Origin of the sequence: Pseudomonas fluorescens (assembly GCF_000968015.1) — a bacterium.
Taxonomy (GTDB): Bacteria; Pseudomonadota; Gammaproteobacteria; order Pseudomonadales; family Pseudomonadaceae; genus Aquipseudomonas; species Aquipseudomonas fluorescens_W.
This window is the reverse complement of the sequence record NZ_LACH01000029.1, coordinates 1-14,984: the sequence shown is the minus strand read 5'-3', so window position 1 is coordinate 14,984 and position 14,984 is coordinate 1. Positions and strand designations below refer to the sequence as shown.

Here is a 14,984-nt window from a genome sequence, read left to right as displayed (position 1 = left end):
GAGTATGGGTTGAGTGTTCAAGCTTAAGAACCTCCCCGCACCCCAGCCCTCTCCCCATGGGGGAGAGGGGGAAAGGGAGCCGATCTTCACTGTTTTCAAGGCCTGAGTTCGACTCGATGTTTCAGGTCGCAGAATTTCTAAAGAAACTCACGGTCAGTCCCCTCTACCTCTGGGAGAGGGCTAGGGTGAGGGGGCGACGTTCGATCCGCAGCAAACCTAAGGATCTGCTCAAGCACGTCACTCATCCTCTCAATGACCTCCAGATTGCTAAACCGCACAACCTCAATACCTTGCTGCTGAAGGTAAAGCGTTCGACGCTGGTCATGTATTTTTGCCGTCGTCTCGTAATGCTGACCACCATCCAGTTCGATGGCCAACTTCAGTTCCACGCAATAAAAATCCAGGATGTACGGCGGGCATGGAAACTGCCGACGGAATTTCAGATTGGCGATTTGCCGAGAACGGAGTTTTTGCCAGAGCAAGAGCTCGCAGTCAGTTTGATTGGTGCGCAGATGGCGGGCGAATTGGCGTTGGTTGGAGGAGGGGCGGGTGGGCATGCTTCACGTCCGTGTGAAGGGGGATGGAGGTTTTACTGTAGCCGAGGTTTTGTCGTTTGCTTGTAGAACCACCCCTCATCGGAACGCCGCCCGCCCATCCCTCTCCCCACGGGGGCGAGGGCGAGGGGGAAAGGGAGCAGATCGGGGGCCTCTCAGAACCTGAGTTCGACTCGATTTTTCAGGTCGATGTAACTCTAAGAACAACTCGGTCAGTCCCCTCTCCCTTTGGGAGAGGGCTAGGGTGAGGGGCACTTTCAGTAGACGTCGCGGCGATAGCGGCCTTGCTCGATCAGGCGGTCGACCTCTGCAATTCCGAGTATTTCGTTGAGCACGTGATCCACGCCTGAAGCCATCCCTTGCAAGCTGCCGCAGATGTAAATGACCGCGCCCTCAGCCAGCCATTTTTTCAACGCTCCCGCCGACTCGCGCAGTAGATCCTGCACATAAATCTTCTCGGCCTGATCTCGGGAAAACGCCAGGTCCAGCCGCTCCAGATCCCCCGAAATCAACCACTCCTCAAGCTCATCGCGACACAAGTAGTCATGCTCGCGATTGCGTTCGCCGAACAACAGCCAATGACGTTGCTGCCCATCGGCGATCCGCGCCTTGAGCAAACTGCGCAGCCCGGCCAGGCCGGTGCCGTTGCCCAGCAGGATCATCGGCACGGGTTCGTTTGGTAGATGGAAACCGCTGTTGCGCCGTACGCGCAGGCAGATGGTCCCGCCCAATGGGGCATGTTCGGTCAGCCAGCCGGAGCCAACACCCAGGCTGCCGTCAGGATGCAGTTCCTGGCGTACGATCAATTCGAGGATGCCATCGGCGGCGATCGAGGCGATGGAGTATTCGCGCATGGCCAGCGGCACCAGCGCATCCACAAGCGCCTGGGCATGCAGGCCGACCAGGTGAGCTCTGTTTTCCGGCAGTTGCCGACTGGCGAGGGCTTGCTCCAGCGGTTGCGACAGGCCATCGAGCGCAACCATGGCCCGACCATCAATGCCCAGGCCATCGAGGAAATGCTCGATCGCCCACGGACAATTGCGCGGCAACACTTCCACCAGGTCACCGGCCAGCCAACTGCTGGTGGTGGGGGCGGTGAGACCCAGCAAGTACACGCCAGAACCCGTGCTGTCAGGGTTGAGCCGTTCGCGGCGGGTCAGGGTCCAGTTGTCATAGCTTGGCGCTTGCCAGGTGTCCACGGGCGCCTGTCCGGTCAACTGGCCCAGTTGCTGCTGCCAGTGACGCAAGGCGTAAGGGTCGCCGCTGTCGACTTCCACCGGGGCGAACAGGGTCTTGCCGCCGTGCTCGCCCAGCCACGAGTGCAAGCGTCGAGCGAAACCGCAGAAATGTTGGTACTGGCGATCGCCAATCCCCAGCACGGCGTAGTTCAGGCTTTCCAGGCTCAACGTCCGGCCCAGCACTTTGCGCTCAAACCCCCGGGCGCTGTCCGGCGCTTCGCCATCGCCGAAGGTGCTGACCACGAACAGCGCGTTGCTGGATTCACGCAAGTCCTGCGCGCTGACATTCGCCAGCGGCTGAACCTTCACCGGCAAGCCGGCCGCCTGCAATTGCCCGGCGGTCTGCCACGCCAATTGTTCGGCAAATCCGCTCTGGCTGGCGAAGCCGATCAACCAGGCGGGTGTATTGCTGCCTGTTTGCGCGAAGCCTGAGCGGGCATCCTTGATCTGTTTTTTCTTGCGTCGACGGTCCAGATACAACAGCCAGCCGGTGACAAAGAACAGCGGCATTGTCAGCGCGCTAATCGTCAGGATGATCCGCCCGATGATTCCGAAATAGCTGCCGACGTGCAGCGCATAAATGCTGGTCAGCAGTTGCGCCTTGAGGCTCTTGTCGCTGTAGCGGTCATGCCGCTTGACGATGCCGGTCGCCGGGTCCAGCGTGATCTGGTTCAACGCACGGTCATGGGGCGAGCTGTTCAACAGGTAGAACACGGTGGCCGGCTGCCCGGCCACGGGCGGCATGCGGATGTTGTAGGCACTCAGTGCCGGGCCGGCGGCGCTGTAGATGCTGCTCCACATCGCGGCGTAGTCGGCGGTGGGTGCCGGGCCGCTTGGCGCAGGGCCGCGACCGCCGCGAACACGCTCGTTCTGCGGTGAGTCGGAAAGCAATCGGGTCAGGCCCTTGTTGTACCACTCATAGGACCAGGACAACCCGGTGAGCGCTGCCAGGAGGTAAAACACCAGGCACCAGGTGCCGGCGACGGAGTGCAAATCCCAGTTGAAGCTGCGGCCCTTTTTCTTCCAGTCGAGTGTCAGCCAGGCGCGCCAGCTTTTCCACTGACGCGGCCAGCGCAGGTAAAGGCCGGACAGGCAGAAGAACACCAGAATCAGCGTACAGGCACCGGTGATTTGCCGACCGGTATCGCCCATGGCGAGGAAGCGGTGCAGTTGCAGCATCAGACCGAAGAAATCCTGGCCGGTGGCGTCGCCCATGAACTCGGCGGTGTACGGGTCGAAGTAGCGCATCTGCCCACGTCGCTCGCCCGGTGGCGGAGTAAAGATCACGCGTGCGGCGTTACCGCTGTCGGTCTCGACCCAGAGCATCGAGACTTTCTTGCCCGAGGCACCCTCGATTTTCTCCACCAGTTCGGCGGGCGGCAGGACGCCAGCGACCTGCTTCTCGACCTGCAGCACAGACGGGTTCAACGCGCGCAGGATTTCATCCTGAAACGATACCGTCGCCCCGGTGATGCCCATCAGGGCCAGGACCAGTCCGGCGCTGATGCCGAAAAACCAGTGCAACTGGAACAGGGTTTTCTTCAACACGTCACTCGCCTTGTTCGTTCGAAAATAATGATCACGGCGCGCATTATGCCGTGGGTTGTCGAGAAACATTCTTTTTTACGCACAAAAGCCCCGTTCACCTGGATGAACGGGGCCTGGCCCTGATTTCGGCCTTCACCCACATGGAATGTGGTGTGGCTGGCATCAGAAGTGGAAGTTGGTGCTCAGCAATGCTGTACGACCCGCCGCCTGGTTGGCGAAGTGGGTCGAGAAAGCTTTGTCGTAGTAGGTTTCATCGGTCAGGTTCTGCACGTTCAGTTGCAGGTCGACGTTTTTGCTCAGCTTGTACGCGGCCATCGCGTCGTAACGAACGTAGGAATCAACCATGGTGGTGTTGGCTACGCTGCCGAACACATCATCGACATAAAACGCACCGCCACCGATGGTCAGCTTCGGCGTGACCTGATAAGTCGTCCACACGCTGGCACTGTTTTTCGGTGTGTTAGGCAGCTCGTTGCCTTCGTTGGCGCGGTTCAGCGGGCCGGCATCGACCTGCTCGCTGTCCATGTATGCGTAACCGGCGAACACTTGCCATTTGTCGGTGATCTTGCCGCTGGCCGACAGTTCGATACCTTGAACGCGGGTTTTACCGGCGTTTTCATACGACGTGGTGTCGACTTGAACGCGAGCGTTTTCTTTCTCGGTGCGGAAGATGTCGGCGGTCAACGACAGGCGATCGTTCAGCAGGTCCCACTTGGTACCGATTTCGTAGTTCTTGGTGGTTTCCGGCTCCATGTCGCTTTTGAGCACATCTTTGTTGCGATCAACCGTGCCACCCAGCGGGTTGCCGTCCATGCCTTCGCCGAGGGTGGCGCCGGGTGGCGTGGCAGAAGTCGCGTAGGACGCATAAATGCTGCCGTTTTCGGCCGGCTTGTAGATCACACCGAATTGACCAGTGACGAATTCGCTGGTGTCTTTGCCTTTTGCAGGGACGCCTTTGTTTAGGACAGTCGCCCCTGCGCTATCGAAGGTGCGGTACTGGGTGTCGAAATGGTCGTAACGCAGGCCCATGTTCACCAGCCATTGCTCGGACAATTCCAGCGTGTCGAACACATACAGCGCATAGGTGTTGGCTTTGGTGTCGGTGCCAGCGTAGTTACGCGAGATTGCACCGTTCCATGGGTCGTTCGGGTTCGGGTTGGACAAAGAGGTGCAGTTGTAACCGCTCGGTGCGCCAATCATCGCCGGTGTGCAGTTGGTGCTTGCAGGAGGGGCGGTCGTTCTCGGGGTGGTGTCGGTGTCGACGTTATACGAGGACTTTTCGCTTTCCTCGCGGCTCAACTCGATACCGGTAGAGAAGCTGTTTTTGAATCCGGCGATGTAGACGTCGCCAAACAGATCGGTCTGGTTAGTGGTGGTTTCGGTGTTGCTGACCCGGGTGTTGGCCCGACGCCAGACGCTGCCATTGTTGACGTTGCCCTTGCTGTCGTCCGGCTGGGTCAGGATGTAGTCCTGCATGCTGGTGCCGTGGCGCAGGGTGTTCTTGATGGTCAGCGCGTCGTTCAGATCGTGCTCGATGGCGATGGTCGCGGTGTCGGTGCGGCCCTTGCGGAAGTCGCGGCCGTTCAAGCCATAGAAGTTGCTGCTGTCGCCGCCATCGTCAGGCTTGTCCGGGTTGGACTTGGTGCGGGCCGTCGAACCCGCGACCGGGATGCTGTACGGAATCCCGGAATCTGGCGTGTCGTTGTTTTCCAGGTGGTAGTAGTCGAGGTTGACCCGAGTGTCGGTGCCCAGGCCGAAGGCCAGCGAAGGTGCGACGCCCCAACGGTCATAGTCGACGCTGTCACGGCCAGCGACGTTGCTTTCGTGGCTCATCAGGTTCAGACGGCCAGCAGCGGTGTCGGTGAACTGATAGTTGCCATCCATGGTGTAACGCTGGGTCTGGTCGGAGCCCCAGGTGAAACCACCGTCGAGCGAGTTGCCCAAGTGAGCTTTTTTACTCACCAGATTGATACTGCCGCCGGCAGCGCCACGGCCGCCCATGGCCGAGTTCGGGCCTTTGCTGACTTCGATCGACTCAACGGCGAAGATCTCGCGGCTCTGCGAACCGGTATCGCGCACGCCGTCCAGATACGTATCGCCCTGGGCATCGAAGCCGCGAATGAATGGGCGGTCGCCTTGCGGGTTGCCGCCTTCACCGGCACCGAAGGTGATGCCTGGAACAGTGCGCAGCGCGTCCTGCATGTTGAGGGCGCCAGTGTCCTTGAGTACTTGTTGCGGGATGACGGTAATCGAACGCGGCGTGTCCACCAGCGGCGCGGTGTACTTGGGCGAGGAGGCTTTTTCGACTTTGTAGGAAGTCTCGTCCTGGGCCTCGCCAGTGATGGCGGTTGCGCCCAGAGAAATCACATTACTCGGTGCTTTTTCGTCAGCTTTTTCCGCTGCGAAAACCATGTGGCCCGCAGAACCGGCAGTAATCGCCATGCCGATGGCCGATGCGAGCAAACGTGGTGAACTGACCGGTACTTGTGGTTGTTGACGTGACATTTGAATTCCCCTCCCCAAGGATTTGAGGCCGCGGAATATAGGGTAAACAGGTATTTGTATCAATTGCGAAACTTTACTATTCGCATCAAATTTACATTCTTTACAATTTGCCCTTACGGTTTTTGGCGTCTCGTTCGTCTTAGGGGTTTTACACAGGCAATAAGAATCAATACCATTGGCGCCTCTTTGTCTTCAGGTGTCATCCCCATGCTGCTGCACATTCCCGGCGTGTTCGCGAAAGAAGAAGTGCAGCGCATCCGCGAGGCTCTGGAGCAGGCAGATTGGGCGGACGGCAAGATCACCGCCGGCTACCAGTCGGCCAAAGCCAAGCACAATCTGCAGCTGCCGGAAGGTCATCCACTGGCCAAGGAAGTCGGCGCGGCGATGCTGGAACGGCTGTGGAAAAATCCGCAGTTCATGTCGGCGGCGTTGCCGCACAAGGTCTTCCCTCCGTTGCTGAACTGTTACACAGCCGGCGGCAGTTTCGATTTTCACATCGACAACGCCGTGCGCCAGCCCAAGGGCAGCATCGAGCGGGTGCGCACTGATTTGTCGGCCACTCTGTTTTTCAGCGAGCCGGACGACTACGACGGCGGCGAACTGGAAATCCAGGACACCTTCGGCACTCAACGGGTGAAGTTGCCGGCCGGTGACATGGTTCTGTACCCCGGCACCAGCCTGCACAAGGTCAACGCCGTGACGCGCGGCACTCGCTACGCCTCGTTCTTCTGGACCCAAAGCCTGGTCCGCGAAGACAGCCAGCGCGCCTTGCTGTTCGAGATGGACGGGGCGATCCAGCAGCTGACCCAGGACATGCCTGATCACCCTTCGCTGATTCGCCTCACGGGCACTTACCACAACCTGCTGCGTCGCTGGGTCGAGGTATGAGTTTTCAATTACGCCGCGAGGAAATCCTCGACGGTGATTCGCTCAAGGCCATGCTCGACGAAAGCCCGGCGCGCGCGGCACAGGCGATTCTGATCGCCGCCCGCGAAGGCGTGCTCGATGCTCAGGCCTTGCTCGGGCAGATTCTGCTGGATGGCCAGGGTATCGAGCAGGATCAGCCATTGGCTGTGCGCTGGTTCGAGATCGCTGCCCAGGGTGGGCACTTGATGGCGCGCAACATGCTCGGTCGTTGTCATGAACATGGCTGGGGTTGCGTTGCCGACGCCGCCGTTGCCGTTGTTCATTATCGCCAGGCCGCCGACGCCGGACTGGATTGGGCGATGTACAACTACGCCAACTTGTTGGCCACCGGGCGCGGGGTGATCGAGGATCAGTTGCAAGCGCTGAACCTGTATCGCCAGGCGGCTGAGCTGGGCCATGCGAAATCGATGAACTTGCTGGGGCGCTATCTGGAAGACGGGCGAGAGTGTCCGGCAGATCCGCAAGCTGCGCGTGACTGGTATCGACGCTCGGCACTCGGCGGGGATTTTCGCGGGCAGTTCAGTTATGCCGCCGTGCTGGCTGACGAAGGCAAGATCGACGAGGCGTTGGTCTGGTTACGCAAGGCCCTGGACGGTGGGAACCTGAACTTTTTGCGGGTGGCGAGCAAGGCGTTGTTGAGTGCGACAGATCCGCGGATTCGCGCCTTCGCAACAGATTATGCCCGACGCTACGCCGACTTGACGCTGGAACTCGCTCCTCTGTAGGAGCTGCCGCAGGCTGCGATCTTTTGATTTTGGCCTTGAAAAATCAAAAGATCGCAGCCTCGTTACACTCGGCAGCTCCTACAGGGGGGAGTGGTGGATTTCAGATATGAAAAAGCCCATGACATGTCATGGGCTTTTCACTTGCAGCTGTCTTACACGTAAAACGACTTCAGCGGCGGGAAGCCATTGAATTCAACGGCGCTATAACTGGTGGTGTAAGCACCGGTCGACAACCAGTACAAACGATCACCAATCGCCAGGTTCAGCGGCAAACCGTACTTGTAGTTTTCATACATGATGTCGGCGCTGTCGCAGGTCGGGCCGGCGATGACCACTTCTTCCATCTCGCCTTTCTTCTCGGTCCAGATCGGGAACTTGATGGCTTCGTCCATGGTTTCGATCAGGCCGGAGAACTTGCCCACATCCGTGTACACCCATCGCTCTACCGCGGTACGGGATTTACGGGCGACCAGCACCACTTCACTGACCAGGATGCCGGCGTTGGCGATTAGCGAACGGCCCGGTTCCAGGATGATTTCCGGCAGTTCGTCACCGAAGTCTTCCTTGAGGAAACGGATGATTTCTTCAGCGTAGGTTTCCAGGCTGTTGGTGCGGGTGATGTAGTTGGCCGGGAAGCCGCCGCCCATGTTGATCAGCTTCAGGTGAATGCCGTCTTCTTCTTTCAGACGTTCGAAGATCACTTTGACCTTGGCGATCGCCGCGTCCCAGACGCTGATGTCGCGCTGTTGCGAGCCGACGTGGAACGAGATGCCGTACGGCACCAGGCCCAGGTCGCGAGCGAGGATCAGCAGGTCCATGGCCATGTCGGTCTGGCAGCCGAATTTGCGCGACAGAGGCCAGTCAGCGGTGGTCGAGCCTTCGGTGAGGATGCGCACGTAGACTTTCGAACCCGGTGCAGCCTTGGCGATGTTGCGCAGGTCGGCTTCGGAGTCGGTGGCATACAGACGCACGCCCTTCTCGTAGAAGTAGCGAATGTCTTTGGATTTCTTGATGGTGTTGCCGTAGCTGATGCGATCCGGGCCGACGCCCTGGTTCATCACTTTATCGAGCTCGTAGATCGAGGCAATGTCGAAGTTCGAGCCTTTCTCTTTGAGCAGGTCGATGATTTCGACGGCCGGGTTGGCCTTGACCGCGTAGTAGACCTTGGCGAATTCGAAACCGGCGCGCAGGTCGTCATAGGCCTGGCTGATCATCGCGGTGTCGATCACCACGAACGGGGTTTCTTGTTTGTCGGCGAAGGCCTTCATTTTGTTGAAGGTATCGCGCGCGAAATAGTCTTCGACGTTGATCGACATGCTGGGAACTCCTACTGGCAAACTGAAATTAACAATGGGTGCAAATGAACGTCCTCCGTATCCCCACTTTGGTTCGCCTACTTCCCAAGGCATGTCGCCGAAAGCAAAAAGGCCATGGGAAGCGGTGCTTTCCCTTGGCCTTGCTGTCTCGTCGTCAGTACTTGAGCCGGATGGATCGTTTCCAGCATGGACGTTCGGCGCGAACTTTAGGGCGTGAGGGGCTTGAGATCAACAAAAAATGTCGCGTTTTTACACGCATCCGTCGTGCGGTCCCGGACAACTACTGATGTAACCGACCTGCATGACAGTGTGATGTTCCCCTGGCAGGGAGATTTGAGGTGTATCAGGCGGGATTTGTATTGCCCCAATCGCGAGCAAGCTCGCTCCCACAGGGGATTTGTGTCGATGCACAGATCCAATGTGGGAGCGAGCCTGCTCGCGAAGGCGTCAGATCAGGCGACAGCAGTCTCGGCAGGCGAAACAATGCTGGTCTTGCCCCCACGGGACTTGCCGGAGCTCAAATACTCGGCAATCGATTCCTGGGTCACTTCCCCAAGGAACACCCGCTCGGCATCCATCACCGGCAACCACGAACGGTTGAACTCGTACATGCGCGACAGCAGGATGCGCAAATGCTCGTCGAACGCCGCCGTGGCATTGAACTCACGCAGATACTGCGCGCAAGTCCCGGTCTGACGGTGCAGGTCGCGACGTCGTACATAACCGAGCGCCTTGTTCTCACCATCCGTGACCACCACATAACGACGGTCCAGTTCGTCCATCAACTCCAGGGCCTCGGCCACTGGCGTTTCCGGGCTCACCGACGGCGCGTTGTCCGCTGCATCTTCGGCTTTGACCAACAACAGACGCTTGAGGGTGCTGTCCTGGCCGACGAAGTTGCTGACAAAGTCGTCCGCCGGGTGCGCCAGCAGCGTATCCGGGTGATCGATCTGCAACAGCTTGCCTGCACGGAAAATCGCGATCTTGTCGCCCAGCTTGATGGCTTCGTCGATGTCGTGGCTGACCATGATCACGGTCTTGTTCAGCGCGCGTTGCATTTCGAAGAACTCGTTCTGGATCATCTCGCGGTTGATCGGGTCGACCGCACCGAACGGCTCATCCATCAGCAACAACGGCGCATCCGCCGCCAACGCACGAATCACCCCGATTCGTTGCTGCTGGCCACCGGACAATTCACGTGGGTAGCGAGTCAGATACTGCTTGGGCTCAAGCTTGATCATGCTCATCAACTCGCGGGCACGGTCGTGGCATTTCTGTTTGTCCCAGCCCAGCAGGCGCGGAACGATGGTGATGTTTTCCTCGATGGTCATGTTCGGGAACAGACCGATCTGCTGGATCACATAACCGATGTTGCGGCGCAGGGTCACTTCGTCGAGATCGGTGGTGTCTTCGCCGTTGATCAGGATTTTGCCCGAGGTCGGCTTGATCAGGCGATTGATCATCTTCAGCGTGGTGCTTTTGCCGCAGCCCGATGGCCCGAGGAACACACAGATCTCGCCTTCATTGACGGTCAGGCTTACCGAGTCCACGGCTTTCACATCTTTGCCGTTGCTTTGGAAGGTCTTGCTGAGGTTTTGAAGTTCGATCATTTGAGGAGTCCTTTTGGAGTCAGCGTGCGTTGCAGCCATTGCAGAAGCAGGTCGGCGAAGATGGCCAGAAGACTGACCAGCACGGCGCCGACGATCAGCATCGACATGTCGCTGCGGCTGATGGAAGCGAGGATGAGTACACCGAGGCCACCGGCGCCGATGGTCGCGGCGATGGTCATGACACCAATGTTCATGACCACGGCGGTGCGCACACCGGCGAGGATCACCGGCACCGCAATCGGCAGCTCGACCATGCGCAGGCGCTGGCCGAAGGTCATGCCGATGCCGCGGGCGGCTTCGCGAATGCCGGGATCGACGCCGGTCAGGGCGAGGTAGGTGTTACGCATGATCGGCAGCAGCGAGTAGAGAAACACCGCCGTGATCGCCGGCATCGGGCCCAGGCCCTGGCCGAATTTGGAGTAGAACGGCAGCAGCAGGCCGAACAGGGCAATCGACGGCACCGTCAGCAGCACCGTGGCGCTGGCCTGCAACGGGCCGGCGAGTGTCGGGAAACGTGTCATCAGGATGCCCAGCGGCACGCCGACCAGAATCGCCAGGGTCACGGCGATACCGACCAGGGTGATGTGCTGCCAAGTCAGGTGCAGCACCAGCGGCCAGTCGAGATGGGAAAAGGCGTTCAGAAATTCCATGTCTTTTCCTCCTTATTTGATGGGGTGCTGGCGCAGGAAATCGGCGGCAACGGATGAAGGGCTTTCGTGGTCGACATCGACCCGTGCGTTGAGCTGGCGCATGGTGGCGTCGTCGAACAGTTCAGCCAGCGGCTTCATTTCTTCCGCCAGTTTTGGATGGGCGTCGAGGTAGACCTGGCGCACCACGGGCGCGGCGGTGTAGTCCGGGAAGTAATGCTTGTCGTCTTCCAGCAGTTTCAGCTTGAAGGCGTTCAAACGACCGTCGGTGGTGTAGACCAGACCGGCGAACACCTGGCCATTGCGCAGGGCGGTGTAAACCAGCCCGGCATCCATCTGGCGGATGTTCTTGCGGGTCAGGTTCATGCCGTAAAGATCGACCATGCCGTCCAGACCGTCGGAACGGTTGGCAAACTCGGTGTCGAGGGCGACCAGGTGATTGGTCTTTGCCTCGGCCTGCATCACCGTGTTCAGCTCGCTGATGGTGTTGATCTGCGGATAAGCCTTTGCGGTTTTTTCCGGCAGCGCCAGGGCGTAGGTGTTGCTGAACTTCGACGGGGTGAGCCAGATGAGGCCTTTTTGCGCGTCGAGTTCTTTCACCTTGGCGTAGGACTGAGCGCTGTCGAGCTTGTCAGTGATGTGGTTGTAAGCCACCAGCGACACGCCGGTGTATTCCCACATCAAATCCAGCTGACCACTTTCGTGGGCGCTGCGGGCCAGGTTACTGCCCAGACCGCCGGTCACCTGAGTGTCGTATCCCTTGGTGCGCAGGTATTGGGAGGTGATTTCCGCCAGCAGGGTTTGTTCGGTGAACACCCGGGCGCCGATGCGGATCACCGGTTTTTCAGTGGCTTGGGCAAATCCTGCGAACAGCAGGGCGCAGCCTAAAAACAAGCATACTTTTTTCATGTTAATTCCTTTGCCGAGGCTTAAGACGGGCGCAGGCCGCGTTCGAGCCAGAGGCGGCTGGCGAGTGTCACCAGGCCGTCGAGCAGCAAGGCCAACAGGGCGGTGCAAGCCGCGCCGAGCAGCAGTTGCGGCTGATTGTTCAGGGCGATACCAGGGAAAATCAGGCTGCCCAGACTGTTGGCGCCAATCAGGAACGCCAGCGGTGCTGTACCGACGTTGATCGCCAGCGCCACGCGCACGCCACCGATGATGATCGGCACGGCATTCGGCAGTTCGACCCGCCACAGCACCTGAGTCGGTGTCATGCCGATGCCGACGGCCGCTTCCTTGAGCGAACCCTGAACGTTTTTCAGGCCTTCATAGGTGTTGCGCACGATCGGCAACAGCGAGGCGAGGAACAGGGCGAAAATCGCGGGGCCGCTGCCAATGCCGAGGATCCCCAGGGCGATGGCCAGTACGGCAAGAGGCGGCACGGTGTTGCCGATGTTGAAGATCTGCATGAAGCGCTCAGCGCGGCCCACCATGGTCGGGCGGCTGAGAAAGATACCGGCGGGTATGCCCACAACAAGGGCGGCCAGCATGGAAGCGAGGACGAGAATCAAATGGGCTTGCAGGTAAAACAACAAATCGTCGCGGTAATGTTCGATCGTGTTGATGCCAATCCAGTGGACCAGCAGGGCCAGGAGAGCGACGACAACCGCACCTCCTATCAGCCCCTTGCCATAGCGAATAGCCACAGGCGGACTCCTTTTTTTTGTCGGCGAACGCAGTCCCGTGTGGCATGCCATTCCTGGCTGCCGGGATTATCAACGTTCGCGAGAAGCAGCTCTTCATGCTGGTAAAACCGCATGAGATCGAGCCATAAGCGCAGCCTCGTCAGGCCAACTTGCTGATTTTTCAGCCCCTGGTACGAGTGCAGTAACAGGGGAGTGGACGTCTGCACCTTTTAAAAGGTTCCATATTTAGCAGCATTTAGCTACCACGCCTCCCGTAGCAGCTGTCGAGCAGCGCGAGGCTGCGTTCGGCGGCGAAGCCGTCGTAAAACCTGACGCTGCGGTGTATCAGGCAGACCGGTGTGTGAACTCTACGACGGCTTCGCCGCCGAACGCAGCCTCGCGCTGCTCGACAGCTGCTACGGGCGAACGGTGGTCCGAAGGCAACGTTTTGGGCTATACTCGCCGCCCTTTTTTGAATCACCTGCCAGGCGATTTCCCATGACCAAACAGGCCGCCGAAGTCGCGAAACGCCGCACTTTCGCTATTATTTCCCACCCCGATGCCGGTAAAACCACCATCACCGAGAAGCTCTTGCTGATGGGCAAGGCGATTGCGATTGCTGGCACGGTGAAATCTCGCAAGTCTGACCGCCATGCCACCTCCGACTGGATGGAAATGGAAAAACAACGGGGTATTTCCATTACCACGTCGGTCATGCAGTTCCCGTATCGCGATCACATGATCAACCTGCTCGACACCCCGGGCCACGAAGACTTCTCCGAAGATACCTACCGCACCCTGACGGCGGTTGACTCGGCATTGATGGTTCTCGACGGCGGTAAGGGTGTAGAGCCACGGACCATCGCGCTGATGGACGTCTGCCGTCTGCGTGACACGCCGATCGTCAGCTTCATCAACAAACTCGACCGTGACATCCGCGACCCGATCGAACTGCTCGACGAAATCGAAGCGGTCCTGAAGATCAAGGCTGCACCGATCACCTGGCCGATCGGTTGCTACCGCGACTTCAAGGGCGTTTATCACCTCGCCGACGACTACATCATCGTGTACACCGCTGGCCACGGCCACGAGCGCACCGATGTGAAAATCATCGAGAAACTCGACTCCGATGAAGCCCGCGCCCACTTGGGCGACGAGTACGATCGCTTCGTCGATCAGCTGGAGCTGGTGCAGGGCGCCTGTCACGAATTCAATCAACAGGAATTCCTCGACGGCCAACTGACCCCGGTGTTCTTCGGTACTGCACTGGGCAACTTCGGTGTCGATCACGTGCTCGACGCCGTGGTCAACTGGGCGCCGAAACCGCTGGCCCGTGTCGCCAACGAGCGCACCGTGGAACCGGTTGAAGAGAAATTCGCCGGCTTCGTGTTCAAGATCCAGGCGAACATGGACCCGAAACACCGCGACCGTATCGCCTTCATGCGTATCTGCTCCGGCAAGTACGAAAAAGGCATGAAGATGCGCCACGTGCGTACCGGCAAGGACGTGCGGATCGGCGATGCGCTGACCTTCTTCTCCTCCGAGCGTGAGCAACTGGAAGAAGCGTTTGCCGGCGACATCATCGGTTTGCACAACCACGGCACCATCCAGATCGGCGACACCTTCACCGAAGGCGAAGTCCTGGGCTTTACCGGTATCCCGCACTTCGCCCCGGAACTGTTCCGTCGCGTACGTCTGCGTGATCCGCTGAAATCCAAGCAACTGCGTCAGGGTCTGCAGCAATTGGCAGAAGAGGGCGCCACTCAGGTGTTTTTCCCGACGCGCAGCAACGACATCATCCTCGGCGCCGTCGGTGTGCTGCAGTTCGATGTGGTCGCCAGCCGTTTGAAAGAGGAATACAAGGTCGAGTGCTCCTACGAGCCGATCACCGTCTATTCCGCGCGCTGGATCGATAGCAGCGATAAGAAGAAGCTCGAAGAGTTCCAGATCAAGGCTGTGGAAAACCTCGCGATTGACGGCGGCGGTCACCTGACCTACCTGGCCCCGACGCGGGTGAACCTGGCGCTGATGGAAGAGCGCTGGCCGGACGTGAAATTCCGTGCGACGCGTGAGCATCATTAAGCGTTGAGTTGTAAAAATCAAAATCCCCGTTGCGTGAGCCTCGGGGATTTTTTTATTGCCTGTGAAATCGCCACCCCTCACCCTAGCCCTCTCCCAAAGGGAGAGGGGACTGACCGAGGTGTTCTTGGCGCTACATCGACCTGAGAGTCCGAGCTGAACTCAGGATTTTGGAAAACATGGAGATCTGCTCCCTTTCCCCCTCTCCCC

General features: G+C 59.1%; 11 protein-coding genes. 3 read left to right on the top strand and 8 right to left on the bottom strand.

The features are described from left to right. Window positions 1-137: 137 nt before the first annotated feature. The 3 genes from VD17_RS31600 to VD17_RS14315 form a co-directional block, all read right to left on the bottom strand. Entirely contained in the window at window positions 138-557 is a 420-nt protein-coding gene (locus VD17_RS31600) for an endonuclease domain-containing protein (RefSeq protein WP_080932000.1), read from the bottom strand. Window positions 558-811: 254 nt separating this feature from the next. Continuing rightward, on the bottom strand, window positions 812-3,340 hold the full coding sequence (locus tag VD17_RS14320) for a PepSY domain-containing protein (protein ID WP_046054367.1): 2,529 nt from the start codon (window positions 3,338-3,340) through the stop codon (window positions 812-814). Window positions 3,341-3,502: 162 nt separating this feature from the next. Continuing rightward, complete coding sequence (locus tag VD17_RS14315) at window positions 3,503-5,845, bottom strand: TonB-dependent receptor (protein ID WP_046054365.1); 2,343 nt, start codon at window positions 5,843-5,845, stop codon at window positions 3,503-3,505. Window positions 5,846-6,052: 207 nt separating this feature from the next. Between VD17_RS14315 and VD17_RS14310 the strand changes: the two genes are divergently transcribed. Both VD17_RS14310 and VD17_RS14305 read left to right on the top strand, forming a co-directional pair. Further along, entirely contained in the window at window positions 6,053-6,733 is a 681-nt protein-coding gene (locus VD17_RS14310) for a Fe2+-dependent dioxygenase (protein ID WP_046054364.1), read from the top strand. Further along, on the top strand, window positions 6,730-7,497 hold the full coding sequence (locus VD17_RS14305; RefSeq protein ID WP_046054363.1) for a tetratricopeptide repeat protein: 768 nt from the start codon (window positions 6,730-6,732) through the stop codon (window positions 7,495-7,497). Before VD17_RS14310 ends, VD17_RS14305 begins: the two co-directional genes overlap by 4 nt. A gap of 152 nt (window positions 7,498-7,649) precedes the next feature. On the opposite strand, the gene VD17_RS14300 is transcribed toward VD17_RS14305, so the two are convergent. The 5 genes from VD17_RS14300 to VD17_RS14280 all read right to left on the bottom strand — a co-directional run bounded on the left by VD17_RS14300 (window position 7,650) and on the right by VD17_RS14280 (window position 12,716). Further along, window positions 7,650-8,813, bottom strand: a complete 1,164-nt coding sequence (locus tag VD17_RS14300; RefSeq protein WP_033058084.1) for a type III PLP-dependent enzyme — start codon at window positions 8,811-8,813, stop codon at window positions 7,650-7,652. Between the two features lie 452 nt (window positions 8,814-9,265). After that, entirely contained in the window at window positions 9,266-10,423 is a 1,158-nt protein-coding gene (locus VD17_RS14295; protein WP_046054362.1) for an osmoprotectant ABC transporter ATP-binding protein OsmV, read from the bottom strand. Beyond that, window positions 10,420-11,073, bottom strand: coding sequence for an ABC transporter permease (locus tag VD17_RS14290; RefSeq protein ID WP_046054361.1), 654 nt, complete (start codon window positions 11,071-11,073; stop codon window positions 10,420-10,422). The genes VD17_RS14295 and VD17_RS14290 overlap by 4 nt, the downstream gene beginning before the upstream one ends. Before the next feature lie 12 nt (window positions 11,074-11,085). Next, complete coding sequence (locus VD17_RS14285) at window positions 11,086-11,979, bottom strand: glycine betaine ABC transporter substrate-binding protein (protein WP_046054360.1); 894 nt, start codon at window positions 11,977-11,979, stop codon at window positions 11,086-11,088. A 20-nt stretch (window positions 11,980-11,999) separates the two neighbouring features. Next, on the bottom strand, window positions 12,000-12,716 hold the full coding sequence (locus VD17_RS14280) for an ABC transporter permease (protein WP_008148956.1): 717 nt from the start codon (window positions 12,714-12,716) through the stop codon (window positions 12,000-12,002). Window positions 12,717-13,193: 477 nt separating this feature from the next. Between VD17_RS14280 and VD17_RS14275 the strand changes: the two genes are divergently transcribed. Beyond that, window positions 13,194-14,777, top strand: a complete 1,584-nt coding sequence (locus VD17_RS14275; protein ID WP_046054359.1) for a peptide chain release factor 3 — start codon at window positions 13,194-13,196, stop codon at window positions 14,775-14,777. Window positions 14,778-14,984: the final 207 nt, after the last annotated feature.

Excerpts from the sequence above, each read along its gene's own strand:
- VD17_RS31600 (WP_080932000.1), bottom strand. The coding sequence starts at position 557 with ATGCCCACCCGCCCCTCCTCCAACCAACGCCAATTCGCCCGCCATCTG.
- VD17_RS14315 (WP_046054365.1), bottom strand. The coding sequence starts at position 5,845 with ATGTCACGTCAACAACCACAAGTACCGGTCAGTTCACCACGTTTGCTC.
- VD17_RS14310 (WP_046054364.1), top strand. The coding sequence starts at position 6,053 with ATGCTGCTGCACATTCCCGGCGTGTTCGCGAAAGAAGAAGTGCAGCGC.
- VD17_RS14305 (WP_046054363.1), top strand. The coding sequence starts at position 6,730 with ATGAGTTTTCAATTACGCCGCGAGGAAATCCTCGACGGTGATTCGCTC.
- VD17_RS14300 (WP_033058084.1), bottom strand. The coding sequence starts at position 8,813 with ATGTCGATCAACGTCGAAGACTATTTCGCGCGCGATACCTTCAACAAA.
- VD17_RS14295 (WP_046054362.1), bottom strand. The coding sequence starts at position 10,423 with ATGATCGAACTTCAAAACCTCAGCAAGACCTTCCAAAGCAACGGCAAA.
- VD17_RS14290 (WP_046054361.1), bottom strand. The coding sequence starts at position 11,073 with ATGGAATTTCTGAACGCCTTTTCCCATCTCGACTGGCCGCTGGTGCTG.
- VD17_RS14285 (WP_046054360.1), bottom strand. The coding sequence starts at position 11,979 with ATGAAAAAAGTATGCTTGTTTTTAGGCTGCGCCCTGCTGTTCGCAGGA.
- VD17_RS14275 (WP_046054359.1), top strand. The coding sequence starts at position 13,194 with ATGACCAAACAGGCCGCCGAAGTCGCGAAACGCCGCACTTTCGCTATT.